We start from the raw sequence: 25,377 nt of genomic DNA, 5'->3' as shown, positions 1-25,377 counted from the left end.
GAGGTCAGGCAACAGGAGGCCCCGCCGGCGGACGGGACGTCAGCAGTTGGGGTTCTCCTCGGGCTCCTCGTCGGCCGACACCACCTCATCGATCAGTAGCTCCTGGCCCACGAAGAGGAGGTTGGGGTCGTCGATGTCGTTGAGCGCCATCATCTCCTCGACGGTGGTGTCGTGGCGCTTGGCGATCTTGGAGAGGGAGTCACCGGCCTGGACCGTGACGATGGCCGTCTCGACCTGCTCGCCAGCGTCGTCCGCCTCGGCATCCGCGTCCTCGAGGACGATCACCTGGCCCACGAAGATCTGGTTGGCGTCGCAGAGCTCGTTGATCCTGACCAGGGCGTCGACGGTGGTGCCGTACCGCTTGGCGATCTTGGACAGCGAATCGCCCTTCTCCACGGTCACAGACTGCGGAACGTCGACCACTGGCTCTGTGGTCGTGGTCACCGCGGCGGTGCTGGCGGCTACCGGGGTGGTCGTGGTGGCCACCGCGGCGGCGGTAGCAACGGTCGGAGATGTGGTGGCCGGCGCAGAGTCCGAGGAAGGCGCGACTGTGGTCGTCACGAACATCCCGGTCGTGGTTGTCTGCACGACGATCGGCTCATCCTCGGACCCCCCACAGGCGGCCGCCAGAACGGCCAGAGCGAGCAGCGGAACCATGACAAGGCGCATGGCCGGAGCATAGGTCCGGCGGACCTGCGGGCCGGGTACCCCTGACCGGGTCCGACAGCCGCCGTTTCCCCGGGCTGATCAGGCATCGCCGCCGAGTCAGGGCCTCGACGGGTGGTCAACGGGCCGATCCCGGCCGAAGGTCTGGATCGTGTCGTCGAGTCGGTGGAAGTCGGACGCCTCGTCCGCGTAGATGGCCAGCACGGTGGACAGCCCGGACGGCTGGTCGATCGTCCCGGCGGCGATGGAGAGCATGTCCGCCTTGTCGGTCGCCGACCAGAAGAGCGTTGAACCACACGCCGAGCAGAACCCGTAACGGGTGGTCGACGTCCGATAGTGCCAGGTGAGGGTGGCATCGCTCTCGAAGTGGACGTCGTCGACCTTCGCCGCGGTGGCCGCCATGTGGTGGCCGGTGATCCGGCGGCACGGTTCGCAGTGGCAGTGCACGACGTCGCGCAGTTCTCCGTCCACCCGGTAGCGCACCCCACCGCAGTCGCACCCACCGCTGGCCCGGGTACCGGAACCCCGTCTCCCGTCGTCCATGCGGGCATCCTCGCGCGCCGGGCTCCCGGTCACGCTCCGGGCCGGCCGTGCCGGTTCTGTTCAGCCGGCACCGTCAAGCTGCCCGTCGGGCTCGACGAAGACCTCCTCGAGCGGCTTGCGGCGGAGGTCGGGCACCTTGACCCCATCCATGGGGTGGCCGACCGGGAACATCACGAACGGTCGCTCGTTCTCCGGGCGACCCAGGACCGTCCGCAGGAACGCCATGGGTGACGGGGTGTGGGGCAGGGTCGCCAGGCCCATCTCGTTCAGGGCTGCGATGAACAGCCCGGCGGCGATCCCGACGCTCTCCTTCACGTAGTAGTTCCTACGTGTGGTCCCGTCTGGCCGGATCTCGTAGCGCTGCTCGAACAGCACCACTATCCATGGTGCCACCTCGAGGAACTCCTTGTGGTGGTCGGTGCCGAGGGGGGCCAGGGCCTCCAGCCACTCCGCGTTCATGCGGTTCTCGAGGTAGTTGATCCTCTCCTCGGCTTCGGCAGCCTCCCTGATCCTGGCCTTCAGGTCGGGGTCACGGACGGCCACGAAGGTCCAAGGCTGCTTGTTGGCCCCGGAGGGGGCCGTGGACGCAGCCAGGACCGCCAACTCGATGAGCTCCCTGGGGACGGGTTCCGGGCTGAAGACCCGGACGCTGCGTCGCGCCTCGGCCACCTCGTGGAAGGCCCTGGCCCTGTCGGCCATCTCGTGGGCCGGGAACCGACGGGGCTCCAGGACGACGAACGGGTACCGGGACTCGAGGTCGGGCGCCGGGTAGGGATACTCGTACCGGAGCTCGCTGGGATGGTCCCGATCCGACGCCATTTCCCCATCCTCGTCGCACGGGCTGGCCCGGACCACCACCGGTGCCCGGGACAGGGATCGAACCTGTACGCCCCCTGGGGGGCCGCGGGGTTTAAGCCCGCTGCGTCTACCAGTTCCGCCACCCGGGCGTCAGGCCACGCTAGCCAGCGGCGAAGGGCCGGCACGTGGGCCGGCCGTTGGACCGCGCATGGCGGTCAACGGTCAGGCCGCCATGGCCGGCTCCGCGACGGCCAGCCAAAGTGCAGCCCTCACGGTGTCGGCCCTGGCGCGGTCCAGGCCGTTGGCCACGACGATCCCCTCGGCCATGTCGGCCACCACCGCTCCCCAGGGTCGACCCCGAACCACGACGGCGATCGTGGCCGAGCCGCCCCGCCAGCGGATGGAACGCTGCACGCCACGCAGGCCGGGTGGGCACCGGAACGTCGGCACCTCGAGCCCTCGGAGGCGCGCGGCGCGGCCCAGCGAGCGGGCGGTCTCGGCGAACCGCACGGCGTAGCTCTCGTGGTACCGGGTATCCATGGGTTCCATTATCGAGGAGGGGTGTGACAACGCGCCGAGCCTCCGGCCCCGTGTCACCGGGCTGGGCCATACTCCCGGCGTGGACCCGATCGACGACGGCACCGCCGCACCCGACCTCAACCCGGCACAGCAGGCCGTCCTCGACCAGCTCGGGGCCACGGTCGACGAACGACCCGAGTTCGCCGAGGACCTCCGCCACCATCTCCGGTCAGCCCTCGAGACGGCCGTGGAACCCCACCTCGACGGGCTCCCGACCGGTGAGGATCTATTCGTCCACAAGCACCGGCTCGCCCAGGTACACGGCTGCGAGGCGAAATTCCTCGCCGACGAGGCCGAGGAATTCGAGTGGCGGGTCCCCACCGCCCGCGGCACCATCGTCCATAAGGCCGTCGAATTGGCCGTCAACTGGCGTCGGGAGGTAGAGCCGCCCGTGCTGGTGGACGAGGCCCTGGCCCGCTACGAGGCGGACCGGGGCAGCCTCGGGCACTGGCTGCGGGGTTGCAGCGAAGTCGAGCGGGCCGAGCTGAGGTCCGAGTCGTTGGATGCCTTCACCAAGTACCTGGAGTGCTGGCCCCCACTGAAGCCCGCATGGCGCCCCGTCACCGAGAGCCGCATGCGGGCCGAGTTGTGCGGCGGCCGCCTGATCCTGGCCGGCAAGGTGGACCTGACCCTTGGCAGCGCCAGTGGCCAACGGGCCGGCAAGGTGATAGTCGACCTCAAGACCGGGGGGTCGCTTCCCGTGCACCGCGAGGACCTCCGCTTCTACGCCCTGATCGAGACCCTCCGCATCGGTGTCCCGCCCAGGCTCCTGGCGTCCTACTACCTGGACCAGGCCCACTTCGTGCCCGAGGCGGTCACCGAGGACACCCTCATGGCCAGCGTGGCCCGCCTAACCGACGGCGTCGGCCGACTCGTCGAGCTGCTCCACGGCGGCCGTACTCCGAACCGGATCCCCGGCCCCCCATGCCATTGGTGCCCCGTGTACGACACCTGTGACGAGGGGCGGGCCCACCGGGCCGAGTTCGACGACCCGACCTGACCCGGGTCGGCGCCGATCAGCCCCCGTCCAGGCGGCCGTACTGCCCGGTCACCTGCAGGAGCAGCCCTCCTACGACGACTACCAGGCCGCTGGCCGCCACCACCGGCCGGGGGCCGAGGACCGATATCAACCAGCCCATGAGCAGGTTGGCGAAGGGCGACAGGCCCAGGACGCCCATCAGGTAGATGGCCATCACCCGGCCACGCAGCTCGTCGGCGACCTGCAGCTGCACGGTGGAGTTGAGGTTCGAGGCCGACGCCAAGTGCATCACACCGATCAGGGCGAGAGCACCGAAGCCCACCCAGAAGGAGGGCGCCAGGGCGAACACCACCATGGCCGCCCCGTACCCGGATGTCGCCAGGAGTTGGATCCTGGACCGCTTCAGGCGGCTCAACTCCCCGGCCACCACGGGGGCGGCCAACAGGGCGCCGATCCCCTGCGCCGAGCCGAGTATCCCGAACCAGAACGGCGAGACCTCGAAGACCTCCTCGGCGAACACGACGATCTGCTGCACGATGGGCTGACCGGCCGTGGAGATGAGGGTGACGGTGATGATGGCCGCCCGGATCCCCGGAGCGTCCAGCACATACCGGATCGACTCGCGGTAGTCGGCGACCACCGACGAACCCCGATGCCCTCCGACCCGGGCGGAGGACCCCGCACGGAACAGGGTCGACGGATCGATCCGTGCGAGGGCCACCAGGACCGGCCCGTAGAGCACCGCCGTGAGGGTGAGCGCCCAGCCTGGCCCGAGAGTGCCGATCAGCAGGCCGCCCAGGGCCGGTCCGAAGGTGCGAGCCGCGTTGAACTGGGTCGAGTTCATGGTGATGGCGTTGCGGAGGTGCTCACGTGGCACGCACTCGGCGACGAACGACTGCCAGGTGGGCAGCTGTACGCCGTATACGAACCCGCCGACCAGCAGCAACATCATCCAAAGGCGGACGTCGTGGATCCCGGACGCCCAGGTAAGGGCCATACCGGCAGCCAGCGCGCTGCAGAGGCTGTTGGTGGTCAGGAGCACCTTGCGCCGGTCGAAGTGGTCCGACACGTAGCCGGCCACCGGATTGGTGAGCAGCATCGGGATGAACGTGAAGAAGCCGGCCATGCCGACCCATGCCGCCGAACCGGTGATCCGGTAAACGATGTAGTAGGTGGTGACGTACTGCACCCAGCGGCCGTTGTTGGTCAACATCCCGCCTATCCAGAACCGCCGGTAGTTCGGGAAGCCCATGGCCGGGAACCGCCGCCGGTCAGGCGGCGGCAGGCCCGGGGCAACCGTCCCACCCGGTTCCCCCATTGCCATCTGGCGACCCTAACCCCGGACTCCGGCCGGCCTCCCAGCGGCTGACCGACGTGCGGAGGGGCCCTCCCCCGGTCCCGAACCGCTGGCTTCGACATGGGAGACTCCCCGCATGAGCGTGCTCCGAATCGAACGCCGCGACCGCGTCGCCATCCTCACCTTCGACGACCCCGACCGCCGCAACGTGGTCTCCGACGAGATGAACGAGGAGCTCCTGGCGGCCTTCGACGACCTGGAGGCCGACGACGGCATCGGAGCGGTGGTGCTCACCGGCGCCGGTAGGGCCTTCTGCGCCGGAGCCGTCCTGGACGACCTGCTGGAAGCCGGAGAGGGGAATTCCGAAGGCTCGCTCCCCGACATCTACAGGGGGTTCCTCCGTGTGGCCCACACCTCGCTGCCCACGGTCGCCGCCGTGAACGGTGCGGCGGTGGGTGCCGGCATGAACATGGTCCTGGCATGCGACCTGGTTGTCGCCGGCCGCTCCGCCCGTTTCGACAGCCGGTTCCTGACCATCGGCATCCACCCCGGCGGTGGCCACACCTGGCGCCTCCGCAACATCACCGACCTGCAAACGGCCAAGGCCATGGTGCTGTTCGAGCAGATACTGGACGGTGAGCAGGCGGTCCGCCACGGTGTGGCGTGGGAGTGCGTGGACGACGACGAGCTGGTCGACCGGGCCGTCGACTACGCGGCGAAGGCCGCCGCCCATCCCGTCGAGCTGGTCGCCGTCACCAAGAAGACGCTGCACGACACTGCAGGGGTGACCGAGTCGGTCCCGGCAGTCCAGATGGAGATCCCGCCCCAGGCCTGGTCGATGAAGCAGCCGGCATTCGTGGAGATGGTCGGCAGACTCAAGGCCCGGATCGCAGCCGGGGACTGAGCCGTCCGGTTTCCGACCGGGGGCTCCCCGACGCGCGGAGCGTCAGTTGCCAGACGGCTTGAGCCAGGTGGCGGCCAACACCGTTCGCCGTAGGCACCACTCCTCAGCGGTGATGGCGAACCGGAGGTGGTCCTCCCACACGCCGTCGATCTCCAGGTAGCGCTCGGCCAGGCCCTCGCAGCGGAACTCCAGCTTCTCGACCACCCGTCGGGAGCGGGTGTTCCTGGGCACGATCGACACCTGGACCCGGTGCAGGTCGATCTCCTCGAAGGCGAACCTGCACGCCATCACCAGAGCCTCGGGAATGTAACCGTTGCCCGCCCGGTCCTCGTCCATCCAGTAGCCGATGTGGGCACTCCGGAACGCCCCCCGCACGACGTTTGACAGGTTCACCTCCCCGGCGAAGTGGTCGGTGCCGTCCACGCCCACGAACACGCCGAAGCCCCAGCCGGTTCCCAGTTGGCGCTCCCGCCTACGTGCCGCACATCGCATGGCGAAGGCCTGGCGGTCCACCGCCGGGTCGGGCTGCCCGAAGCCGCGGCGGGGCTCCCAGGCGGTCAGCCAGTCGGCGTTCCGACGCCGTACGACCTGCCACTCCGAGAAGTCGTCCACCTCGAGGGGCCGCATGGCCACCCTGGACCCACGCAGGACCGGACAGTCGGTCACCTGGTCGATCGCCACGGCTCCATCATTGGCAGGTACGACGGTCGGCTTGCAACCCGGCCCGGCACCCGACCGTCGGTCGTCAGTCCAAGATCTCGTCCAGGGCGGCCAGCAGCAGGGTGACGTTGCGCAGACGGGCCGTGTGGCCCATGCAACCAATGCGCCAGACCTTGCCGGCGACCGGACCGAGGCCGCCGCCGATCTCGATGTCGTACTCCTGTAGCAGGCGCCGACGGACGCCGGCCTCGTCCAGCCCGTCTGGCAGGCGGTCGGCGGGGACGAACACCGAGGTGAGCTCGGGGAGACGGTGGCCCTCCTGGGCGAAGAGCTCGAAACCCCGATCGACCAGACCCTTCTGGAGCTGGTCACCGCAGGCCTGATGGCGGGCCTGGACGTTCTCGAGGCCCTCGTCGAGGAGCACTCCCAGGCCGGCGTGGAGGGCGTAGATCATGGAGATGGGTGCAGTGTGGTGGTATGCGCGGGTGCCGCCGCTGGTCATGTACTTGGCGATCATGGCGAGGTCTAGGTACCAGGACGGTGACTTCTCGACGAACCGGTCGATGGCGGCCTGTGAGACGGTCACCGGGGAGAGCCCGGGAGGCACGCCCAGGCACTTCTGGGTTCCGCTGTAGGCGAGGTCCACACCCCAGGCGTCGATCTCCAGGGGTATGCCGCCCAGGGAGGTGACGCAGTCCACCAGGAGCAGGGCGTCGCCCTTGCCGGCTCCAATGGGTTCTACGTCGTTGCGGATGCCGGTCGAGGTCTCGGCGTGCACCACGGCGATGACCTTGGGGCTCGGGTGGGCGTCCAGCAGGGCCTGTGGGTCGATGGCCCGCCCCCACTCGGCGTCCACCCGGACGACCTCGGCGCCACAGCGGGAGGCCACGTCGCACATGCGCTCGCCGAACACGCCATTGACGCCGATAACCACCGGGTCACCGGGACCCAGCACGTTGACGAAGGTGGCCTCCATGCCTGCCGACCCGGTGGCCGAGACCGGGAAGGTCAGCGGGTTGGCGGTGCGGAACACCTCCCTCAGCCGATCGTTGGTGTCGTCCAGGAGGGTGATGAAGTCAGGGTCCAGATGGCCCAGGACCGGTCGGCCGAAGGCCTTGATGACCTGCGGATACGGGTTGCAGGGACCGGGGCCCATGAGGATGCGATCTGCGTGCGACATGGCGGCCATCCTAAGTGACGAATCACTACTCGTGGGAAAGATTCTTCCCTTCAGTGAAGTCACGTTCGTCGCGCAGGACTACCGCTGCTGCGAGGCCACCAGGCCATCCAGGATGTCCGACTCCGAGACCAGGCACTCGTCGAAGCCCATCTGGCGCATGACCTTCACCAGGATGGCCAGGCCGCCAACTATGACGTCCGCCCGGTCCTCCTCCATGCCCGGGTTCTCCAGACGCTCGGCCCGAGTCTCGGTGGCCAGGGTCCGAAAGACGTCCTCGACGGCCTCCCTGGAGAGCCGGAAGTGGTGGATCCGATCCCGGTCGTAGGTGGCTAGGCCGATCTCGACCGCCGCAACGCATGACACCGTGCCGGCCAAGCCGACCAGGGTCCGGGCGCCGGCCGCCGCCGGAACCACCCGCAGGACGTCGTCCACGTGCCCCTCGGCTATCGACAGGCAGGCCACCAGCTCCTCGGGCAACGGGGGATCGTGCTCGATCCACTGCTCGGTCAACCGCACGCAGCCGATGTCGCACGACAACGTCCCCTCGACCTCGGTAGTGCCGACCACGAACTCGGTGGACCCACCCCCGATGTCCAAAATCAGGAACGGCCCGTCGACCGGGTCGAGGTCGGCCGTGGCACCCGCGAAAGAAAGCCGACCCTCCTCGATGCCAGACAGCAGCTCCGGTCGGTGGCCGAGCACCGCCTCGGCGAGATCGAAGAACTCGTCCCGGTTGGCGGCATCCCGGGCAGCCGACGTGGCGGTCACCCGGCACCGGATCACCCCGTGGCGGTCCATCGACGAGCGGAACTCCCGGAGCACGCCGACCACGCGGTCGATGGCCTGTGGGGCCAGCCGCCCGGTGGCATCCACCCCTTCCCCCATCCGGGTGATGCGCATCAGTCGCTCCACCGAGCGCCGGCCATCGCCGATCAGGAGACGGGTGGAGTTGGTCCCGCAGTCGACGGCGGCCACCAGCTCAGCCACCGGACTCCTCCGTCGACGCAGGTCGGCCCTGCAGTCGGGCGTGGACCCACCGGCCCACCGGATCGTCCCCGCCGGCCAGGAACCAGGCGTAGTGGGCGTGCAGACACTTGACGCCCTGTCTCGTTCCGCCCACGCCACCTGACGGCCGGTGGCCCTCATGGTCCTCGGGGATGGCGGCGTCCCGTTCCGCCGCGTAGCGGTCGTGGGCCTCGGCCAGCTCGGCCGGATCACAGTCCGCCTCGGCGGCCCGGACCCCACCGGTCGACTCCAGGGTCCCGATCCGGGACCGCAGCTCGTCGGCCACCAGCCAGAAGCGGGTGGGCATAGGACGACCGTCGTCCAGCAACGGGTGGTTCCGGATCACCACCGGAACTCCGGCGTCGTCGCGGACCACCACGTCGAACAGCCCCTCCGGCCATCGACCCAGGAGCCCGGCGACCAACTCGCGGTCGTCGTCATCGGCCCCGGTGCGGGGCGGGAGAGGTGCGTCCATGGATGGGCCCGTGGGGATGGGCCGGTCAGGGTCCTAGACCAGGATCAGGATGATCACCACGACCGCCACAACGGCGAGCAGCGTGGGGACCAGCCGCTTCAGGATCGGGGCTCCGGCGGCACCCAGCAGGTCGATGGCCTCGACCTCCGGGGCATCCACCACCCGGACCGCAGGTGTCTCGTCGACCGGGGCATCGACGGTGACCTCATCGGCCGGGGCATCGGCGGTGACCTCACTGGCCGGGGATTCGACTACAGCCTCGTCGCCGGAGGCGGCAATCAGGTCACTCAGGTTGTCGGCGAACTGGCCCATCAGCTTCTTCGAGACGTCGGCCATCACACCGCGCCCGAACTGGGCCACCTTGCCGGTCACCGTCAGGTCGGTGGTGACGGTGACCTTCGTACCGATGTCGGTCGCCTCCAACTCGGCGGTGATGTCCGCCGCGGCGTTGCCGGCCCCCCTGGTGTCGCGCCCCTCAGCACGCAGCACCGCCCGGTGCCCCACGTCATCACGCTCCGAGAAGGAGGCGGCTCCCTTGTACTGGGCGGTGATCGGTCCGACCTTGATCTTGACCACTCCCCGGAACTCGTCGCCCTCGATCTCCAGGAGTTGGGCCCCGGGCAGGCAGGGAGCGATGCGCTCGACATCGGTCAACACGGCCCACACCAGGTCGACGGGTGCGGCCACCTCGAAGTCGTTGTTCAGTTCCACTGCCCGAGGTCCTCCACGGTGTCGACGTCTGCCGGATCGCCCGGACACGCTACTTCCAGCACGTCGAACGGCCTCGCTGCCAGGAGGAACCTGGCGCCGGTGTCCCCGGCCTCCGGCAGTTCGGACCAGTACCTGCGACCGACCTTGGTGGGTGGCCTGCGCTGCCCGTCGAAGGTGGCCACGACAAGGGATCCGGGAGCGTCGGCCACCGCCCGCCAGGCCTCGGCCGGAATGCCGGGCATGTCGGCCAGGCCCACCACGATCGCCTCGTGCCCGACCCGCCGGGCATGCTCCACGGCCAGCCGGATGGAGCCGGCCTGCCCGTCAGACCAGAGCTCGTTGTGCAGGACGGTCGCTCCATCGGGAACGACCGCCGAGAGGTCCGCCGACCCAGTCACCACCACCAGCTCGTCCAGCCCGGCGGCCGCTGCTGCCCCGATGGCATGGGAGGCCAGGGGCCGACCGTCCAAGTCTGCCAACAGTTTGTGGCCGGGGCCCGCCCACCGGGTGCCACCACCTGCCGCCAGCACCACCGCGGCGATGGTCCTGTCCAGGGACATGGTCCGCCGGTACCTCAGCCGTGGATCGGGCCGTCGGTGTCCGACAACGCCCGGGCCGAGCGGCCGGTCCGCAGGGCGATGATCTCCGACACGATGGAGATGGCCGTCTCCTCCGGCGTACGCGCCCCAATGTCCAGTCCGATCGGCGAGCGCAGGCGGGCCATCTCCTCGTCGGTGACCCCGACCTCGACCAGGCGCTCGAGGCGGTCCTCGTGGGTCCGACGGGATCCCATGACGCCTATGTAGCCGACCGACGTCCGCAGCGCCGCCACGATGGCCGGCACGTCGAACTTGACGTCGTGGGTCAGCACGCAGATGGCATCGCGGCGCCGTAGTTCCGGCCCGACGTCGGCCAGCAGACGGTCCGGCCAGCCCACGACAACCTCGTCGGCCAGGGGGAAGCGCTGGCTGGTGGCGAACACCTCGCGTGCGTCGCAGACGGTGACCCGGTAGCCCAGCACCTTGGCCACTCGCACGAGGGCGAGGGTGAAGTCGACGGCACCGAAGAGCAGCATCCGGGGAGGTGCGGCGAAGGCCTCGATGAACACCCGCACGGCCTCCTCGCGGGCTTCGCCGTGCTCCCCGTAGTGCCGGACGCCGCTCCGTCCGGCGGCCAGCTCGCCGAGCGAGTCGCGTGCCACGACCCTGTCCAGGTCGTCGTCGCCAAGCGTTCCCTGGACCTCGACCTCGCCGGCACCGAGACGATGCACCAGGAGTTTGGCGCCGGCACGGGGGCCATCCAGCACGGTGGCCAGCGCAACCGGGACCTCATCGCGCAGCAGCGCCGCCAACCGGTCGAAGATCGGGGTCCCGGGCACGTGGTCGATTCCCGCCTACCAGTCGAGCGGTTCGATGAAGAGGTGGATGGTGCCGCCGCAGGTCAGGCCGACGGCGAACGCCTCGTCGTCGCTGTAGCCGAAGGCGACCATCCTCCGGTCGCCGGTGTCGAGCACGTCCAGCGCCTCGACCACGACGGCACCCTCGACGCAGCCTCCCGAAACGGATCCGGCCACCTGGCCGTCCTCAGCGACGGCCATCGAAGCGCCCGGCAGGCGTGGCCCCGAGCCCTCCAGGTCGACGACGCGTGCAACGGCCACCCGGCAGCCCTGACGGCGCCAACGCTCCAGGTCGTTCAGGATCTCCCGCATCGGCCTCAGGCTAGAGGCCCACCGCGGGGCTAGAGGATCTTGGAGATGACGTCGCCGAAGTCGGACGGTCGCTCGACCACGGTCACCCCGCAGTCCTTCATGATCTGGATCTTCTCGGCAGCCGACTCGCCGGGCCCGATCACGATGGCCCCGGCGTGGCCCATGGTCCGGCCCTTGGGCGCCGAGAGCCCGGCGATGTAGGCCACGACCCTCTTGTGCATGTGGTCGCGGGCGTACGCCGCCGCCTCGGCCTCCTGTGGGCCACCGATCTCGCCGATGACGATGACCAGGCTGGTGTCGGGGTCCTGCTCGAAGGCCTTCAGGTGGTCGGTGAAGGAACTGCCGTTGATCGGGTCGCCACCGATGCCGACGCTGGTGCTGATCCCGATCCCCACCGCCTTGAGCTGGGAGGCGGCCTCGTAGCCGAGCGTTCCCGAGCGGCCGATGATGCCCACCGGGCCCTGGGCGTAGATGTGGCCGGGCATGATGCCCAGGAGGGCCTTGCCGGGGCTGATGACGCCAGCGCAGTTCGGTCCCATGAGGGTCATGCGCTTCTCGACCCGCTTGGTCCGCATGTAGCGCTTGACCTTCATCATGTCCTGGGCCGGGATGCCATCGGTGATGCACACGCAGTGCCGGAGGCCAGCATCGGCGGCCTCCATGATGGCGTCGGCGGCGAAGGGCGGCGGTACGAACACGATGCTCGCCTCGGCGCCCGTCTCGTTCACGGCGTCCTTCACGGTGTCGAACACCGGTAGCCCCAGGTGGTCGCTGCTGCTCTTGCCCGGAGCCGTGCCACCAACCAGGTTCGTGCCGTACTCGAGCATCTCCTCGGCGTGGAACGTGCCCATGCGCCCGGTGAACCCCTGGACGATGACCGGGGTCTTCTCATTGACGACGATGCTCATGACTAGTTGGCCTCCCATGAAACGACGGACACGGCTCGCTCCGCGGCCTCCGCCAGGGTCTCGGCCGTGATCAACTCGACGTCGCTCTCTGCGAGGATGCGACGCCCCTCGTCGACGTTGGTCCCAGACAGTCGGACCACTACCGGCACCTTCACGTCCAGTTCGGTCATCGCCTTGACGACCCCCTCGGCGACCCAGTCGCAGCGGTTGATGCCCGCGAAGATGTTGACGAGGATCGCCTCGACCCTCTCGTCGGAGAGAACCAGCTTGAAGGCCTTGGACACCCGGTCGGGTGACGCACCGCCGCCGATGTCCAGGAAGTTTGCCGGTTCGCCGCCAGCGTGCTGGATCATGTCCATGGTGGCCATGGCGAGGCCGGCGCCGTTGATGATGCAGCCGATGTTGCCGTCCAGGCCGACGTAGTTCAGCCCGCGGTCCGCTGCGTTCATCTCCCGGGGGTCCTCCTGGGACTTGTCCCGGAGTTCGGAGACGTTCTGGTGTCGGAACAGGGCGTTGTCGTCGAAGCTCATCTTGGCGTCGAGGGCCAGGAGGCGACCCTCCTCGGTGACCACCAGTGGGTTGATCTCCAGCAGCGTGGCGTCCAGGTCGCGAAAGGCCCTGTAGGCCCCGAGCAGCAGGTTCTCGGCCTGGGAGATGAGGGACGCATCCAGGCCGCAGGCGAAGGCCGCCCCGCGGGCCTGGAATCCCTGGAGGCCGACGGCCGGCTCGATCATGATCCGGATGATTGCGCCCGGATCCGTCTCGGCCAGTTCCTCGATCTCTATGCCACCTGCGCCCGACATGACCAGCACTATGCGCTCGGTCTGCCGGTCCAGGACCATGCTCATGTAGAGCTCTCGCTCGAAGGAGACCACGGGCTCGATGTAGAGGCGGTAGACGCCCTTGCCGGCCGGGCCGGTCTGGTCTGTGACCAGGCGGCGTCCCAACAGATCGTCGGCGGCCTCCCAGACCTCGTTCTCGTCGTCGCACACCCTTATGCCACCGGCCTTGCCGCGGGTACCTGAGTGGATCTGGGCCTTCACCACCCACTTCTCGCCGCCGATCTCCCTGGCCCGGTATGCGGCCTGCTCGGGGCTGTAGGCAAGGCCACCGGTGGCGATCGGCACGCCGTACCCCTTGAGCAGGGCCTTTGCCTGGTACTCGTGAATGTCCATGGGCGCTGGTCTCCGCCCCCTTCTTTCTCGACTACTTGTCCTGGATTGCCGCGGCCTGGGCCACGACGTTCTCGGCCATGCGGGCCGACGCGGCGTCGATCATCCGGCCATCCAACTGGGCGGCCCCGCGACCTTCGGCGGCGGCCTCGGCCAGGGCGGCGATGATCCGATGGGCCCGGTCGACCTCCTCGGGCGGCGGCGAGAAGACCCTATTGGCCAACTCGATCTGCGAGGGGTGGATGGCCCACTTGCCCTCGTAGCCGAGGGCGGCGGCCCGACGGGCGCCGTCCAGGAAGCCGTCGGGGTCGTTGAAGTCGCCGAACGGGCCGTCGATGGGCCGGATGCCGTAGGCCCGACAGGCCACCAGCATCCGGGAGAGGCCGTCGTGCCACTGGTCGCCCGGATAGTCCGGGTTCAGGCCGCCGATGTTGGTGGTGCGGGCCCGGCAGCTCGCGGCATAGTCGGCCACGCCGAAGTGCATTGCCTCCAGGCGGGGGCTGGACGTGGCGATGGCCTCGACGTTCGCCATCCCCAGCGTGGTCTCGATGAGGGCCTCGATGCCGATCTTCCCGGTGAGGCCCGTGGCCTCCTCGATCTGGCTGACCATGGCATCGACCATGTAGACGTCGGCCGGCACGCCGACCTTGGGGATCAGGATGGTGTCGAGGTGCTCGCCGGCCTGCTCCACCACGTCGACGACGTCCCTGTACATGTAGTGGGTGTCGATACTGTTGATCCGCACCGAGATGGTCTTGCCCAGGCCCCGCCAGTCGATGTCGCGGAGCCCCTCGATGACGTTGCGTCGGGCCTGAACCTTGTCGCCGGGGGCGACGGCATCCTCCAGGTCGAGGAACACGTAGTCGACGTCGCTGGCCGCGGCCTTCTCGAAGAGGGCCGGGTTGGACCCGGGGACGGCGAGCTCGCTGCGCTGGAGGCGCTGGCGGGCGGGGGCGTAACGGGTGTGGCTCATAGTTGCTCCGGTGGAGAGATGGCAGCGATCGGTCGGAGAGATGCATCGGTCCACGGATATGGTCCGAACGCCACCCTGCGGCCGGGCACCCCCCTGCGGTAGAGGCCATTGTGCACGAATCTTTCCTGAGATTCAAGTAGATGGAACGAGAAGGATGATTTCCGGTAGGTTTCTTTCATGTCCCCCGTGACCTCCGTCACCCCCGATCGCGGACCTGAGCCCAGCGACGCCGCCCTGAGGGCCGACATCCGGCGTCTCGGACACCAACTGGGCAACACGCTCGTCCGCCAGCATGGCGAGGGACTCCTCGAGGCGGTGGAACGGACCAGAACCCTGACCAGGCACCTCCGGGAACTGGGTTCGAACCGGGACGTCAGCGCAGAACTCCGCGACCTCTTCGACGACACCGACGTCTCCGACGCCATCCTCCTGGTCAGGGCGTTCACGGTGTACTTCCACCTGGCCAACGTCGCCGAGCAGGTCCACCGCATCGAGGACCTCAACAGCGGCTCGCCGAACCCGGCCAACCAGTTCGACGAAACGGTCCATTCCCTGGTCGACTCCGGCATCCCCCCCGCCGAGATCGCCCAGCTGGTCGGACGCGCCGAACTCCGTCCGGTGTTCACCGCCCATCCCACCGAGGCCTCCCGCCGGGCCATCCTGGACAAGCTGGCCCAGGTCAGCCGCCTCATCGAGCAGCGCACCGAGGACCGTCGGACGGATGCCGACCGGCGCCGCATCGACCGCCGCGTCGAGGAGCTCATCGAAGCCATATGGCAGACCGACGAACTCCGCCACGTCCGGCCGGAGCCGCTCGACGAGGCCCGCTCGGTCCTCTACTACCTCGGCCAGACCGTCCGTGACGCCGTCCCCGACCTCCTCGACGAGATCCAGGCCGTCCTGCGATCCATAGGCCAGGATCTCCACAGCGACCGCGCTCCGATCAGGTTCGGGACCTGGGTGGGTGGCGACCGGGACGGCAACCCCAACGTCCTGCCCGACACCACCGACCGGGTCCTGAGACTGCAACGCCGACACGCCCTCGAGATCCTCGTCACCGAGGTCATCGCCCTGGGCCACGAGCTGAGCGTCAGCACACGGGTGCACGAGGTGTCCGACGAGCTCCGGGCGGCGGTCGAGGCCGACCGCAACCCCCTCAAGGACCTCCGCGATCGGCTCGACTGGTCGGAGCCCTATCGGATCCGGTGCGAGGCCATCCGGAGGCGCCTCCTCGCCACCGCCGATGGCGATACCAGCCAGCGCGGCTACCGGTCGCCGGACGACCTGGACACCGACCTTGCGGTCATCGAGCAGTCGCTGCGCGACAACGGTGGCGGCCTACTGGCCGACGGTTGCGTGTCCCGGTTCCGTCGGATCCTGCAGATGATCGGCTTCCACATCGCCACGATGGACGTTCGCGAGCATTCGGACCGACACCACGACACCCTGACCACCCTGTTCGCCGCCAACGACGTCGACTACGCCAGCACCTCGGCGGCTGAGCGGGCGACCCTGCTGGCCGCCGAGTTGGAGAGCCGGCGGCCGCTGGCCCCGCCCAGCACCCCGGACGACACCGGCGCCCTGGCACTGTTCCGCACCCTCCGGACGATCATGGACCGCGACGGCGACCAGGTCATCGAGAGCTACGTCATCTCGATGACCCAGGGCGTCCAGGACGTCCTTGCGCCGGTCGTGCTGGCGCGGGAGGTCGGCCTCATCGACCTGGCCCACGACACGGCCCGCATCGGGTTCGTCCCCCTGTTCGAGACGATCGACGACCTGCGCTCAATCGGGCCGACTCTCCGGGCGCTGTTCGCCATCGACCCCTACCGGCGGATTGTGGACCTGCGGGGAGGCACCCAGGAGGTCATGGTCGGCTACTCGGACTCGAACAAGGACGGTGGGATCACCACGTCGCAGTGGGAGATCCACAAGGCCCTCCGGGCCATCCGGGAGGTCTCCGACGAGACGGGCATCCCGATCCGCGTATTCCACGGTCGGGGCGGGACCATCGGCAGGGGCGGCGGCCCGACCCACGCCTCGATCCTCAGCCAACCCAACGGCGTGCTGGACGGCGAGGTGAAGTTCACCGAGCAGGGCGAGGTGATCGCAGACAAGTACGGCCATCCGGAAATCGCGCGCCGAAACCTGGACCTGGCCTTCACCGCCCTCCTGGAGGCCTCGCTGGCCCACAAGGCGCCCCGACACGACGCCGACACCATCACCCGGTGGTACTCGATCATGGACGGCATGGCCGACGACGCCTACGCGGCATACAGACGGTTCGTCGAGACTCCCGGGTTGGTCGACTACTTCACCAGGTCCACGCCGGTGGAGGAACTGAGCGAGATGAACATCGGCTCACGTCCGGCCAGGCGACGCGGGGCGACCACCGGCATCGCCGACCTGCGGGCCATCCCGTGGGTCTTCGGGTGGACCCAGTCCCGACAGATCATCCCCGGCTGGTACGGAGCCGGTAGCGGCCTGGCCGCCTGCCGGGCCGCCGGCCACGGCGACGAGCTGCGGCTCATGTACCAGGACTGGCACTTCTTCAGGACGTTCGTGTCGAACGTCGAGATGACCCTGACCAAGACCGACCTGTCCATTGCACGGCACTACGTGGAACGGCTCGTCGACCCGTCGATGCACCACCTGTTCGACGCCGTGGTGGACGAGTACCACCGGACCGAGGCCGAGATCCGGGCCATCACCGGCACCGAACTCCTGGCCGAGAAGCCCATGCTGCGCCGGACGCTGGCCGTGCGGGACGCCTACCTGGATCCGCTCAACGTGCTCCAGGTGGAGATGCTCCACCGGTCGCGTAGCGGGTTGTCGAACGAGGAGCTCCAGCGGGGCCTGCTGCTCACCATCAACGGCATCGCCGCCGGGATGCGCAACACCGGCTGACCCGGCCCCGACGACTCAGCCTGCCAGGAGGTCTGCCAGGTCCCGGAGGGAGTCCAACGAGTGCCCCTCCAGGAATCGGTCCACATGGGGCAGGGCCGCGGCCATACCCCGGGCGATCGGCGCATAGCCCGGCGAGGCCTTCAGCGGATTCACCCAGATCACCTCGTGGGCCACCCGGTGCAGGCGGGCCATCTGCTCCTCCATGACGGCCGGTTCGCCCCGGTCCCAGCCGTCCGAGAGCACCACTACGGTGGCCCCACGGGCCATTCCGGGGACACCCCAGGTGTCGTTGAAGGCCCTCAACCCGTCCCCCAGGCGGGTCCCCCCCGACCAGTCCGTGACGGCCCCGGCGGCCCGGGAGAGGGCGGCATCCGGATCACGTGTGGACAGCTCACGGGTCAGGCGGGTCAGGCGGGTTCCCAGGGCGAAGGCCTCCACGTCGCGGCGCCCGACCATCGCAGCGTGCAGGAACCGGATCAGGGCCCGCGCATAGGGCTCCATGGAACCGCTCACGTCCAGCAGGAGGACCAGGCGCCTGGGACGCGTCCCCGGCTCGGAGAAGGCCCGCTTCATGGGCTCGCCCCCGGTCCGCAGGGCTGCCCGGACAGTCCGCCGGAGGTCGGGGCGACCTCGATGGGCCGCCGGACGGAGACGCCGACACCGTCGGGTGGCCCCGAAGAGCCGGAGCCCGGCCATCAGGTCGTGCAGCTCGGCTAGCTCCTCGTCGGTGCAATCGGCGAAGTCCCTAGACCCCAGTACCTCGGTCCGGGACCACCGGACGCTCAGGTGGTCGTCGTGGCGATCCGACTCGCCGGCTGGGTCCGGGTCCCCGTCGGCATCGTCGGCGACGTCCAGGAGCAGGGTGATGGTGGGTTGCTCGGTGGTCACCCGCGTGCCGGGAACAGCACCCATCCAGTGACGCTGGAAGGCCTCGTCGTAGGTGCCCACGTCCTCGGGGCGTCTGACCAGCGTGGCCCGACCCGCCCAGTAGACGCCGGACCGGGTCCCGGCGCCGACGGCAGCCACCGCCCGTCCGAACTCCAGGGTGCTCCCCAGCGGAACGTCGAGACCCGACCGGCGCAGGACGTCGACGAAGCCGACGAGGTGGCGGTCCAGGGTCTGCTCGACGGGAGCCGGCACGGGTCAGGCCCCGCGGAGTAGGCCGACCAACTCGCCGAAGCCCCGGGACCGCAGGCGATCCTGGTCCTCGCGGTACTTCAGCAGGGCACCGATGGTCGTCTCGATGGCCGTCTCGTCAAGGTCGTCGACGCCGACCAGCACCAGCGCCTCGGCCCAGTCCAGGGTCTCGGCCACCCCGGGAGGCTTGTAGAGCCCCATGTCTCGGAGCTCGGCGGCCAACACGGCGACGTCGCGCGCCAGCGCTGCTGGCACGTGCGGTGCCCTGACCCTGAGGATCTCCACCTCCCGGTCCACGTCCGGGTGCTGCACCCAGTGGTAGAGGCAGCGACGCTTCAGGGCGTCGTGCACGTCCCGGGTGCGGTTCGACGTGATGACCACCACCGGGGGAACCTCGGCCCGGAAGGTGCCCAGCTCGGGCACCGAGATGGCGTAGTCGGAGAGGATCTCCAGGAGGAAGGCCTCGAACTCGTCGTCGGCCCGATCCACCTCGTCGATGAGCAGCACAGGGGGCACGCCGTCGACTGCCGAGAGCGACCGGAGCAGGGGGCGACGGACCAGGAACCGCTCGTCGTAGAGCTCGTCGGTGATCTCGGCCACGTCGGATCCGGTGGCCGCGCCCGAGGCCTCGACCGCCCGGAGGTGCAGCAGCTGGCGGGAGTAGTCCCATTCGTAGACGGCCTGGGAGGCGTCGATCCCCTCGTAGCACTGCAGGCGGATCAGCTCGCCACCCGACCAGGCTGCCAGGGCCCGGGCGACCTCGGTCTTGCCCACGCCGGCCTCGCCCTCCAGGAGCAGCGGCCGGCGGAGGCGCAGGGCCAGGTAGACGGCGGTGGCCAGCCCCTCGTCGGCCAGGTAGTCCTGGCCGGCTAGCGCCGAGGCCACGGCATCCACCGAGGCGACGTCGCGGATGTCGCTGGGCTCGACCATCCCCCAAGGCTACGGCGTGGCCATCTCCGGTCGGCGGCCCGACCGTTCAGGCACGCCTCAGCAGCCCGACTCCTCCAGCCCCCTGCGGGTCAGCACCCGGGCCAGGTGGCAGCGGTAGTCCACCCCCGCGTTCAGGTCACTCGGCGGCTCCAGGCCGTCTGCGGCCGATGCGGCGGCCTCGGCCGCCGATGCACCCGAGGCGACCGCCGCCTCGACGGCGCCAGCCCGAACCGGACGGGAGTCCATGTTCACCAGGCCCACACCACAGGTGTCACCATCGACGATCACGGCGGCGCCGACGATCGCCCAGTCCTGGGCCCTTCGGTTGAACTTCTGGAACGACCAGCGGGCATCGGGCGCCTTGGGGATCCGTACCTCGGTGAGGAGCTCCTCCTCACCGATGGCCGTCTCGAGGAAGCCGGTGAAGAAGTCGTCGACGGGCACCTCCCGGGTGCCGGACGGCCCCTGGACGACCATCGACCCCCCCAGGGCGATGATGGCGGCAGGCAGGTCCGAGGCCGGGTCCCCGTGGGCCAGTGCACCCCCGAGGGTCCCCCGGTGGCGGACCTGGGGGTCGCCCACCTTGGACGTGGCGGCCGCCAGCAGGCCGGCCTGGCTGCGGACCAGGTCGCTGACCTCCACGTCGCGGTGCCGGGTCAGGGCGCCGATGGCCAGCACGTCGCCGTCGTCGCGCACGTAGGAGAGGTCTGACAGGCGGCCGATGTCGACCACCACCGCAGGGGCCGCCAGCCGGTACTTCATGAGGGGCAGCAGGGAGTGCCCGCCGGCCAGGAGCTTGGCGTCGTCGCCGTGCTCCGCCAGGAGGGACAGGGCGTGCTCGGCCGAGGTGGCCAACTCGTAGTCGAAGGCGACGGGGATCATCGGGCGCCCCCCGCAGCCTGGAGCACGGCGGCCACAATGTTGTGGTAGCCGGTGCAACGACAGAGGTTTCCCTCCAACCCCTCGCGCACCTCGGCCTCGGTCGGGTCGGGAACCTCGTCCAGTAGCGACACGGCGGCCATCACCATGCCAGGCGTGCAGTATCCGCACTGCAGGGCGTGGCACTCGTGGAAGGCCTGCTGCATCGGATGAAGGTCGTCGCCGTCGGCGAGGCCCTCGATGGTGGTGATGTCCTGACCGTCCGCCTGGACGGCCAGCATCGTGCAGGACTTCACCGCCTCGCCATTCACATGGATGGTGCACGCCCCGCATGACGACGAGTCGCAGCCGATGTTCGTACCGGTCAGACCGGCGTCCTCACGGATGAAGTGCACGAGCAGCGTGCGGGGCTCTACGTCGTGCGAGACCGCAGTCCCGTTGATGGTCATCGAAACCTGCATCGTTTCCCTTCCCGGGTCCAGTGGCCCTGGTGCCCACCCGGCCGAGGCCGTGGACCCTAGTGCCGACCCCCGATGGCCCCGGCACTCACGAAGCCATCTTTCCCAACGATCGACGGGCGGCCAGGCCGGTTGCCAAGACCAGGAGCAGCAGGGCCGACGCACCCGGCCAGGTCGTCGACCAGGAGAGCGGACCCAGGAAGCCCTGGCGCGCGAACTGCAGGACGTCGGTCATCGGGTTGAACCCGGCGACGACCCTCAGCCAGCCCTCCATGAAGTGGAGCGGCACCTGGCCGGTGGACATGAACATCGAGCTGAAGCCCACGACCTGGACCAGCATCATGGAGCGCATGGTCCGCATCCGGTAGGCGACGGTCAGGCCCAGGAGGCAGAAGACGACGGCCATACCGACGGTCGCCGCGTACAGGCACACCAGGCCGAGCGGACCGCCCCTGAGCGACAGGCCGCCCAGCGACGAGGCCAGCAGCACCGCCGTCGTCGGTATGAACGATCGGAGACCGGAGTAGGTGGCCGTGCCGATGAGGATGGGAAGGCGGCTGCCCGGAGCGAGGAGCAGTCGGTCGAAGAAGCCGGTCTCCAGGTCGTCGGCCGCCGACGAGGCGCCCCCTATCCCGGCGAACACCGAACCCTGCAGGGCGGCGTAGGGCGCCATCCAGTCGTGCACGTTCGACGTGCCGTAGCCCTCCAGGCGGGCCAGGGAGCTGAAGGCTCCGGTGAAGCTGACGATGAAGAACAGTGGCATCACGAACGTCGGGATCACCAGGGACGGCCGGGCCACCATCCGCGCCATGCCCCTGCGGGCCAGCGCCACCACCACGGCCGCCGAATGGCCGAGGCCGTCGCCGGCAAGGGGAACCGGACGGGTGGCCAGCGTGGTGGTCATGGCCTACCCAGCTTCCGGTGGAGCGCCCGGACCGCCAGGGACACCGTGACGAGCCCGACCATCGCAGGCACCGCCATGGCCTGGAGTGCATCGCCGGCCGACCACCCGGAGATCACCAGCCGGCGGGTCGGGTCGATGACCCAGGTGACCGGGTTGCTTTCGGCCACCACCCGGAACCAGCCCGACATGAGCGCCGTCGGGAAGAACGCCGAGCTCATGAAGATCCCCACGAAGACCAGCGGGAAGGTGGCCGCCACCGCCTCCTGTGAGCCGGTCCGGATGGCCAGCACCTGCCCCACCCCACCGATGGCCAGCACCAGCAGGGCAGCAACGACCATGATGACCAGCACGGCCGCTGGCCCGCCCTTCACCTCGGCTCCGAAGGCCAGGAACACCGCCACGAGGATCGCAGCCTTGATGGCGGCGACCAGCGAGGCGCCGGCCAGGCGGCCCAGCAGGATCGGGAACCGGGCCACCGGCGAGGCCACCAGCCGATCGAAGAAGCCGTTCTCGATGTCCAGGGCCAACTCGGTCCCGGCGGCCGTGGCACCGAAGGACACGGCCTGGACCACGCACGCCGGGAGGATGAAGTCGAGGAAGGAATCCACTTCGGGAAAGCCGGGCATGGCGAGCGCCCGGGAGAACTGCCTCGAGTAGACGGCTGCCAGCAGGAGGGGGAAGACGAGCCCCGGCAGGATGTTGAGCAGCTGTCGCCGCTCGGCCACCACCGACCGACGCGCCAACGCCGCTGTCTGCCGGATGGCCGGCAACCGGCCGGATGCGCCGACCACCCCGGCCGACATCACAACTCCTCCCCGGCGCCCTCCAGGCGACGGCCGGTCGCCTCGGCGAAGACGTCGTCGAGGCTCGGGGCATCCAGCTCCAGGTGGTCAACGACGACACCGGCCCCGTCGAGGGCCCTGACGACGTCGGCCACCCTGGCGGCACCACCGTCCAGGCCGATGGCCACCCGACCTTCTCGTGCAGGCCGGTCCGGGCCGAAGGCACGCAGGACGACCCGGGCGGTCTCCACGGACCCCTGGGCCACGTCGATTCGCAGCGTGGGCGCGCCGACTGACCCCTTGAGCGCCTCCGGAGTTCCCTCCCGCACCAGCCGTCCGGCGTCGATGATGGCGATCCGGTCGGCCAGCTGGTCGGCCTCCTCGAGGTACTGCGTGGTGAGGAAAACGGTGGTCCCGTACTCGGTGTTCAGCCGTCGCACCTCCTCCCAGAGTGCCTGGCGGCTGGTCGGATCCAGCCCGGTGGTCGGCTCGTCCAGGAAGAGGATCTCCGGCTGGTGCACCAGCGACATGGCGAGGTCCAGGCGCCGCCGCATCCCTCCCGAGTAGGTGCCGACCCGCCGCCCGGCCGCAGCGGTCAGCCCGACCCTCTCCAGCAACTCGCCACCACGGGCCCGTGCCGCCGCCCTTGGGATCCCGTGCAGGACGGACTGCAGGCGGATCAGCTCGTGGCCCGTCATGAGCGGATCGATCGCCGCATCCTGGAGCGCCACGCCGATGGTCCTGCGTACGGCCGCCGACCCGGAGACGACGTCGTGCCCACCCACCCGGGCCGTGCCGGCGGTCGGTCGGAGCAGGGTCGTGAGCATCCGGACGACCGTCGACTTGCCGGCACCGTTCGGGCCGAGGAAGCCGAATACCTCGCCGCGAGCGACGGACAGGTCGATCCCGTCAACGGCCCTCACCTCCCCGAAGGTGCGGGCCAGGCCCTCGGCCTCTACGGCCGGCACCACCCTCGTCACCTCACGCCCCGTTCATGGGGAATGCTTCTCATGGTCGGATCTCCTCCGGACGGCCGCCGGCGACGAGGTTGGGCCGGGACCGTAGCCCGGGACCCCCACGGAACCCCTGCCGGGGTGGCGCCGAGGGAGGACCCCGGTTCGGTTACCGAACGGCCAGATGCATCAGTTACCGAACGGCCAGATGCCGGGAACCTGATGCTCGGTCCGGGGAGGCGGCAGGACCGCGTACGCCTCCTCGTCCGGTCGGATGAGGTTGTAGTCCGACCGGGCCCGACGCTCGATCTCCTCGTCGGTGTTCAGCGCGTCGATGCGGTCCTCGTACTCCCGGTTGACCGCGTCGACCTCGTCGACCTGCGCCTGCAGGTCAGCCGTGCGCTCCCGCTGCTCCAGCCAGTCCCGGAACGGCACCACCCCGAGCGCCAGGGCTGCGGCAACAGCTGCCAACGTGACACCCAGGAGCGAGAGGCGACGCGTGGTACCGGAACGCACCGACTCAGTGGCCGGCGAGCGCAGCCCGACCCCGGAAGGCGGCCGCCTCGCCCAGCATCTCCTCGATCCGCAGCAGCTGGTTGTACTTGGCAACCCGGTCGCTGCGGGCCGGAGCACCGGTCTTGATCTGGCCACAGTTGGTGGCCACCGCCAGGTCGGCGATCGTCGTGTCCTCGGTCTCGCCGGAACGGTGCGACATGACCGCCGTCCAGCCGTTGGCGTTGGCCAGCTCGACGGCCTCAAGGGTCTCGGTGAGGGTCCCGATCTGGTTCACCTTCACCAGTATCGAGTTGGCAACCCCGAGGTCTATGCCCCGCTGGAGGCGCTCGACGTTGGTGACGAAGAGGTCATCGCCGACCAGCTGGATCCGGTCGCCCACCAGGCCGTGCAGGGCGGCCCAGCCGTCCCAGTCCTCCTCGGCCATGCCGTCCTCGATCGAAACGATCGGATAGCGGTCGACCAGGTCGGAAAGGTAGGCGGCCATCTCGTCCGGCTGGAGGGTCCGGCCCTCCCCCGCCAGGTGGTATGCGCCATCGCGGAAGAACTCGGTCGAGGCCGTGTCTAGCGCCAGGGCCATGTCCTCGCCGGGGACCAGGCCGGCCTTCCCGATGGCCTCGACCAGGAGCTGCACCGCCTCCTCGTTGGATCCGAGGTCGGGTGCGAAGCCACCCTCGTCTCCGACCGAGGTGGACAGGCCCCGTTCGGACAGCACGCCCTTCAGGACGTGGTAGCACTCGACCCCCCAGCGGAGGCCCTCGGAGAACGAGGCTGCTCCCACCGGCATGAGCATGAACTCCTGCAGGTCGACGTTGTTGTCGGCGTGCTCGCCGCCGTTCAACACGTTGAGCATCGGCACGGGGAGGACGTGGGCGTTGGCCCCACCGACATAGCGGAACAGCGGGGCCTCGGCGTCGGCCGCCGCCGCCCGGGCGGTGGCCAGCGACACGCCCAGGATGGCGTTGGCACCTAGCCGACCCTTGTCGTCGGTGCCGTCCGCGTCGCACAGCGCTCGGTCGACGTCCCGCTGGTCGTAGGCGTCCAGGCCCCTCACGGCGGCTGCCAGCTCGCCGTTCACGTTGGCCACGGCCGTCGCCACGCCCTTGCCGCCCCAGGCGTCCCCCCCATCGCGGAGCTCGACGGCCTCGAACATGCCGGTGGAGGCACCGCTGGGCACGATGGCCCGCCCCGAGGCTCCGGTGTCCAGGACCACGTCCACCTCGACGGTGGGATTGCCCCGACTGTCCAGGACCTGTCGCCCGTAGACGACCTCGATGCTGCTCACGACTGCCTCCTCGGCGTCACGTCCCGGCTACCGCGCTGGTCGGGCCATCCGGGGCGTCCCGGCCGGCGGCG

At 69.6% G+C, this 25,377-nt stretch carries 28 protein-coding genes and 1 tRNA gene; 3 read left to right on the top strand and 26 right to left on the bottom strand.

Translation table 11 applies throughout. The features are described from left to right. Nucleotides 1-39 precede the first annotated feature (39 nt). From MK177_06110 to MK177_06090, 5 genes are all read right to left on the bottom strand, one after another. On the bottom strand, nt 40-669 hold the full coding sequence (locus MK177_06110) for a LysM peptidoglycan-binding domain-containing protein (GenBank protein MCH2426891.1): 630 nt from the start codon (nt 667-669) through the stop codon (nt 40-42). Between the two features lie 96 nt (nt 670-765). Continuing rightward, nucleotides 766-1,209: a GFA family protein gene (locus MK177_06105; GenBank protein ID MCH2426890.1), complete on the bottom strand. Its 444-nt coding sequence runs from the start codon at nt 1,207-1,209 to the stop codon at nt 766-768. Between the two features lie 60 nt (nt 1,210-1,269). After that, on the bottom strand, nt 1,270-2,028 hold the full coding sequence (locus tag MK177_06100) for a nitroreductase family protein (protein MCH2426889.1): 759 nt from the start codon (nt 2,026-2,028) through the stop codon (nt 1,270-1,272). Between the two features lie 42 nt (nt 2,029-2,070). Further along, nucleotides 2,071-2,156: transfer RNA gene (locus tag MK177_06095), tRNA-Leu, on the bottom strand. A gap of 73 nt (nt 2,157-2,229) precedes the next feature. Next, nucleotides 2,230-2,547, bottom strand: coding sequence for a hypothetical protein (locus MK177_06090; GenBank protein ID MCH2426888.1), 318 nt, complete (start codon nt 2,545-2,547; stop codon nt 2,230-2,232). Between MK177_06090 and MK177_06085 the strand changes: the two genes are divergently transcribed. Next, complete coding sequence (locus MK177_06085) at nt 2,546-3,586, top strand: PD-(D/E)XK nuclease family protein (protein MCH2426887.1); 1,041 nt, start codon at nt 2,546-2,548, stop codon at nt 3,584-3,586. The two genes, MK177_06090 and MK177_06085, sit on opposite strands and share 2 nt — an antisense overlap. 16 nt (nt 3,587-3,602) lie before the next feature. Here the strand turns inward: MK177_06085 and MK177_06080 are convergent, their stop codons facing one another. After that, nucleotides 3,603-4,889 (bottom strand): MFS transporter, encoded by a 1,287-nt coding sequence (locus MK177_06080; GenBank protein MCH2426886.1) that lies wholly within the window; start codon nt 4,887-4,889, stop codon nt 3,603-3,605. Nucleotides 4,890-4,998: 109 nt separating this feature from the next. Here MK177_06080 and MK177_06075 point away from each other — a divergent pair, with 109 nt between their 5' ends. Then, nucleotides 4,999-5,766 carry an enoyl-CoA hydratase gene (locus tag MK177_06075; protein ID MCH2426885.1) on the top strand — a complete coding sequence of 256 codons (768 nt, stop codon included), beginning with the start codon at nt 4,999-5,001 and terminating at the stop codon, nt 5,764-5,766. A gap of 42 nt (nt 5,767-5,808) precedes the next feature. Here the strand turns inward: MK177_06075 and MK177_06070 are convergent, their stop codons facing one another. The 11 genes from MK177_06070 to MK177_06020 form a co-directional block, all read right to left on the bottom strand. After that, nucleotides 5,809-6,447 carry a GNAT family N-acetyltransferase gene (locus tag MK177_06070; GenBank protein ID MCH2426884.1) on the bottom strand — a complete coding sequence of 213 codons (639 nt, stop codon included), beginning with the start codon at nt 6,445-6,447 and terminating at the stop codon, nt 5,809-5,811. Nucleotides 6,448-6,511: 64 nt separating this feature from the next. After that, the gene (locus MK177_06065; protein ID MCH2426883.1) at nt 6,512-7,606 is read right to left on the bottom strand and encodes an alanine--glyoxylate aminotransferase family protein; all 1,095 of its coding nucleotides are present in this window, start codon (nt 7,604-7,606) and stop codon (nt 6,512-6,514) included. 78 nt (nt 7,607-7,684) lie between these two features. Next, nucleotides 7,685-8,593, bottom strand: coding sequence for a Ppx/GppA family phosphatase (locus MK177_06060; protein MCH2426882.1), 909 nt, complete (start codon nt 8,591-8,593; stop codon nt 7,685-7,687). Beyond that, nucleotides 8,586-9,086 (bottom strand): DUF501 domain-containing protein, encoded by a 501-nt coding sequence (locus MK177_06055; protein ID MCH2426881.1) that lies wholly within the window; start codon nt 9,084-9,086, stop codon nt 8,586-8,588. Before MK177_06055 ends, MK177_06060 begins: the two co-directional genes overlap by 8 nt. A gap of 33 nt (nt 9,087-9,119) precedes the next feature. Further along, nucleotides 9,120-9,797 carry an SRPBCC family protein gene (locus tag MK177_06050; GenBank protein MCH2426880.1) on the bottom strand — a complete coding sequence of 226 codons (678 nt, stop codon included), beginning with the start codon at nt 9,795-9,797 and terminating at the stop codon, nt 9,120-9,122. Beyond that, a complete protein-coding gene (locus tag MK177_06045) occupies nt 9,788-10,357 on the bottom strand; it encodes a nucleotidyltransferase family protein (GenBank protein MCH2426879.1) in 570 nt (189 codons plus the stop codon). Before MK177_06045 ends, MK177_06050 begins: the two co-directional genes overlap by 10 nt. A gap of 14 nt (nt 10,358-10,371) precedes the next feature. After that, nucleotides 10,372-11,175 (bottom strand): XdhC/CoxI family protein, encoded by an 804-nt coding sequence (locus tag MK177_06040; protein ID MCH2426878.1) that lies wholly within the window; start codon nt 11,173-11,175, stop codon nt 10,372-10,374. A 15-nt stretch (nt 11,176-11,190) separates the two neighbouring features. Then, a complete protein-coding gene (locus MK177_06035) occupies nt 11,191-11,505 on the bottom strand; it encodes an XdhC family protein (GenBank protein ID MCH2426877.1) in 315 nt (104 codons plus the stop codon). A gap of 29 nt (nt 11,506-11,534) precedes the next feature. Next, nucleotides 11,535-12,413, bottom strand: coding sequence for a succinate--CoA ligase subunit alpha (gene sucD, locus MK177_06030; GenBank protein ID MCH2426876.1), 879 nt, complete (start codon nt 12,411-12,413; stop codon nt 11,535-11,537). 2 nt (nt 12,414-12,415) lie between these two features. Further along, nucleotides 12,416-13,588 (bottom strand): malate--CoA ligase subunit beta, encoded by a 1,173-nt coding sequence (locus MK177_06025; GenBank protein ID MCH2426875.1) that lies wholly within the window; start codon nt 13,586-13,588, stop codon nt 12,416-12,418. A 31-nt stretch (nt 13,589-13,619) separates the two neighbouring features. Then, entirely contained in the window at nt 13,620-14,558 is a 939-nt protein-coding gene (locus tag MK177_06020; protein MCH2426874.1) for a CoA ester lyase, read from the bottom strand. Between the two features lie 177 nt (nt 14,559-14,735). On the opposite strand from MK177_06020, the gene ppc reads away from it, so the two are divergent. After that, a complete protein-coding gene (gene ppc, locus MK177_06015) occupies nt 14,736-17,465 on the top strand; it encodes a phosphoenolpyruvate carboxylase (GenBank protein ID MCH2426873.1) in 2,730 nt (909 codons plus the stop codon). Nucleotides 17,466-17,480: 15 nt separating this feature from the next. Here the strand turns inward: ppc and MK177_06010 are convergent, their stop codons facing one another. The 9 genes from MK177_06010 to eno all read right to left on the bottom strand — a co-directional run bounded on the left by MK177_06010 (nt 17,481) and on the right by eno (nt 25,306). After that, nucleotides 17,481-18,605: a VWA domain-containing protein gene (locus tag MK177_06010; protein MCH2426872.1), complete on the bottom strand. Its 1,125-nt coding sequence runs from the start codon at nt 18,603-18,605 to the stop codon at nt 17,481-17,483. Nucleotides 18,606-18,608: 3 nt separating this feature from the next. Further along, nucleotides 18,609-19,532 carry a MoxR family ATPase gene (locus tag MK177_06005; GenBank protein ID MCH2426871.1) on the bottom strand — a complete coding sequence of 308 codons (924 nt, stop codon included), beginning with the start codon at nt 19,530-19,532 and terminating at the stop codon, nt 18,609-18,611. A gap of 57 nt (nt 19,533-19,589) precedes the next feature. After that, on the bottom strand, nt 19,590-20,414 hold the full coding sequence (locus MK177_06000) for a xanthine dehydrogenase family protein subunit M (protein MCH2426870.1): 825 nt from the start codon (nt 20,412-20,414) through the stop codon (nt 19,590-19,592). After that, a complete protein-coding gene (locus MK177_05995; protein ID MCH2426869.1) occupies nt 20,411-20,872 on the bottom strand; it encodes a (2Fe-2S)-binding protein in 462 nt (153 codons plus the stop codon). Before MK177_05995 ends, MK177_06000 begins: the two co-directional genes overlap by 4 nt. An 85-nt stretch (nt 20,873-20,957) precedes the next feature. After that, nucleotides 20,958-21,773, bottom strand: a complete 816-nt coding sequence (locus tag MK177_05990) for an ABC transporter permease (protein ID MCH2426868.1) — start codon at nt 21,771-21,773, stop codon at nt 20,958-20,960. Next, a complete protein-coding gene (locus MK177_05985; protein MCH2426867.1) occupies nt 21,770-22,576 on the bottom strand; it encodes an ABC transporter permease in 807 nt (268 codons plus the stop codon). The genes MK177_05990 and MK177_05985 overlap by 4 nt, the downstream gene beginning before the upstream one ends. Next, nucleotides 22,576-23,535: an ATP-binding cassette domain-containing protein gene (locus MK177_05980; protein MCH2426866.1), complete on the bottom strand. Its 960-nt coding sequence runs from the start codon at nt 23,533-23,535 to the stop codon at nt 22,576-22,578. The genes MK177_05985 and MK177_05980 overlap by 1 nt, the downstream gene beginning before the upstream one ends. Nucleotides 23,536-23,697: 162 nt before the next feature. Beyond that, a complete protein-coding gene (locus MK177_05975; GenBank protein MCH2426865.1) occupies nt 23,698-24,024 on the bottom strand; it encodes a septum formation initiator family protein in 327 nt (108 codons plus the stop codon). A 4-nt stretch (nt 24,025-24,028) separates the two neighbouring features. Then, a complete protein-coding gene (gene eno / locus MK177_05970; GenBank protein MCH2426864.1) occupies nt 24,029-25,306 on the bottom strand; it encodes a phosphopyruvate hydratase in 1,278 nt (425 codons plus the stop codon). Nucleotides 25,307-25,377: the final 71 nt, after the last annotated feature.

This window comes from Acidimicrobiales bacterium (assembly GCA_022452145.1).
Lineage (GTDB): Bacteria > Actinomycetota > Acidimicrobiia > Acidimicrobiales > MedAcidi-G1 > UBA9410.
The sequence above is the reverse complement of the archived record's forward strand: the minus strand, read 5'-3'. Positions and strand labels throughout refer to the sequence as shown.

Coding starts and splice junctions, on each gene's coding strand:
- ppc (MCH2426873.1), top strand. CDS start 14,736: ATGTCCCCCGTGACCTCCGTCACCCCCGATCGCGGACCTGAGCCCAGC.
- MK177_06100 (MCH2426889.1), bottom strand. CDS start 2,028: ATGGCGTCGGATCGGGACCATCCCAGCGAGCTCCGGTACGAGTATCCC.
- MK177_06090 (MCH2426888.1), bottom strand. CDS start 2,547: ATGGATACCCGGTACCACGAGAGCTACGCCGTGCGGTTCGCCGAGACC.
- MK177_06005 (MCH2426871.1), bottom strand. CDS start 19,532: ATGGTCGAGCCCAGCGACATCCGCGACGTCGCCTCGGTGGATGCCGTG.
- MK177_06075 (MCH2426885.1), top strand. CDS start 4,999: ATGAGCGTGCTCCGAATCGAACGCCGCGACCGCGTCGCCATCCTCACC.
- MK177_06035 (MCH2426877.1), bottom strand. CDS start 11,505: ATGCGGGAGATCCTGAACGACCTGGAGCGTTGGCGCCGTCAGGGCTGC.
- MK177_06055 (MCH2426881.1), bottom strand. CDS start 9,086: ATGGACGCACCTCTCCCGCCCCGCACCGGGGCCGATGACGACGACCGC.
- MK177_06080 (MCH2426886.1), bottom strand. CDS start 4,889: ATGGCAATGGGGGAACCGGGTGGGACGGTTGCCCCGGGCCTGCCGCCG.
- MK177_06045 (MCH2426879.1), bottom strand. CDS start 10,357: ATGTCCCTGGACAGGACCATCGCCGCGGTGGTGCTGGCGGCAGGTGGT.
- MK177_06020 (MCH2426874.1), bottom strand. CDS start 14,558: ATGAGCCACACCCGTTACGCCCCCGCCCGCCAGCGCCTCCAGCGCAGC.
- MK177_05990 (MCH2426868.1), bottom strand. CDS start 21,773: ATGACCACCACGCTGGCCACCCGTCCGGTTCCCCTTGCCGGCGACGGC.
- MK177_06065 (MCH2426883.1), bottom strand. CDS start 7,606: ATGTCGCACGCAGATCGCATCCTCATGGGCCCCGGTCCCTGCAACCCG.
- MK177_05985 (MCH2426867.1), bottom strand. CDS start 22,576: ATGTCGGCCGGGGTGGTCGGCGCATCCGGCCGGTTGCCGGCCATCCGG.
- MK177_06025 (MCH2426875.1), bottom strand. CDS start 13,588: ATGGACATTCACGAGTACCAGGCAAAGGCCCTGCTCAAGGGGTACGGC.
- MK177_06000 (MCH2426870.1), bottom strand. CDS start 20,414: ATGATCCCCGTCGCCTTCGACTACGAGTTGGCCACCTCGGCCGAGCAC.
- MK177_06110 (MCH2426891.1), bottom strand. CDS start 669: ATGCGCCTTGTCATGGTTCCGCTGCTCGCTCTGGCCGTTCTGGCGGCC.
- MK177_06085 (MCH2426887.1), top strand. CDS start 2,546: ATGGGTTCCATTATCGAGGAGGGGTGTGACAACGCGCCGAGCCTCCGG.
- MK177_05995 (MCH2426869.1), bottom strand. CDS start 20,872: ATGCAGGTTTCGATGACCATCAACGGGACTGCGGTCTCGCACGACGTA.
- sucD (MCH2426876.1), bottom strand. CDS start 12,413: ATGAGCATCGTCGTCAATGAGAAGACCCCGGTCATCGTCCAGGGGTTC.
- MK177_06105 (MCH2426890.1), bottom strand. CDS start 1,209: ATGGACGACGGGAGACGGGGTTCCGGTACCCGGGCCAGCGGTGGGTGC.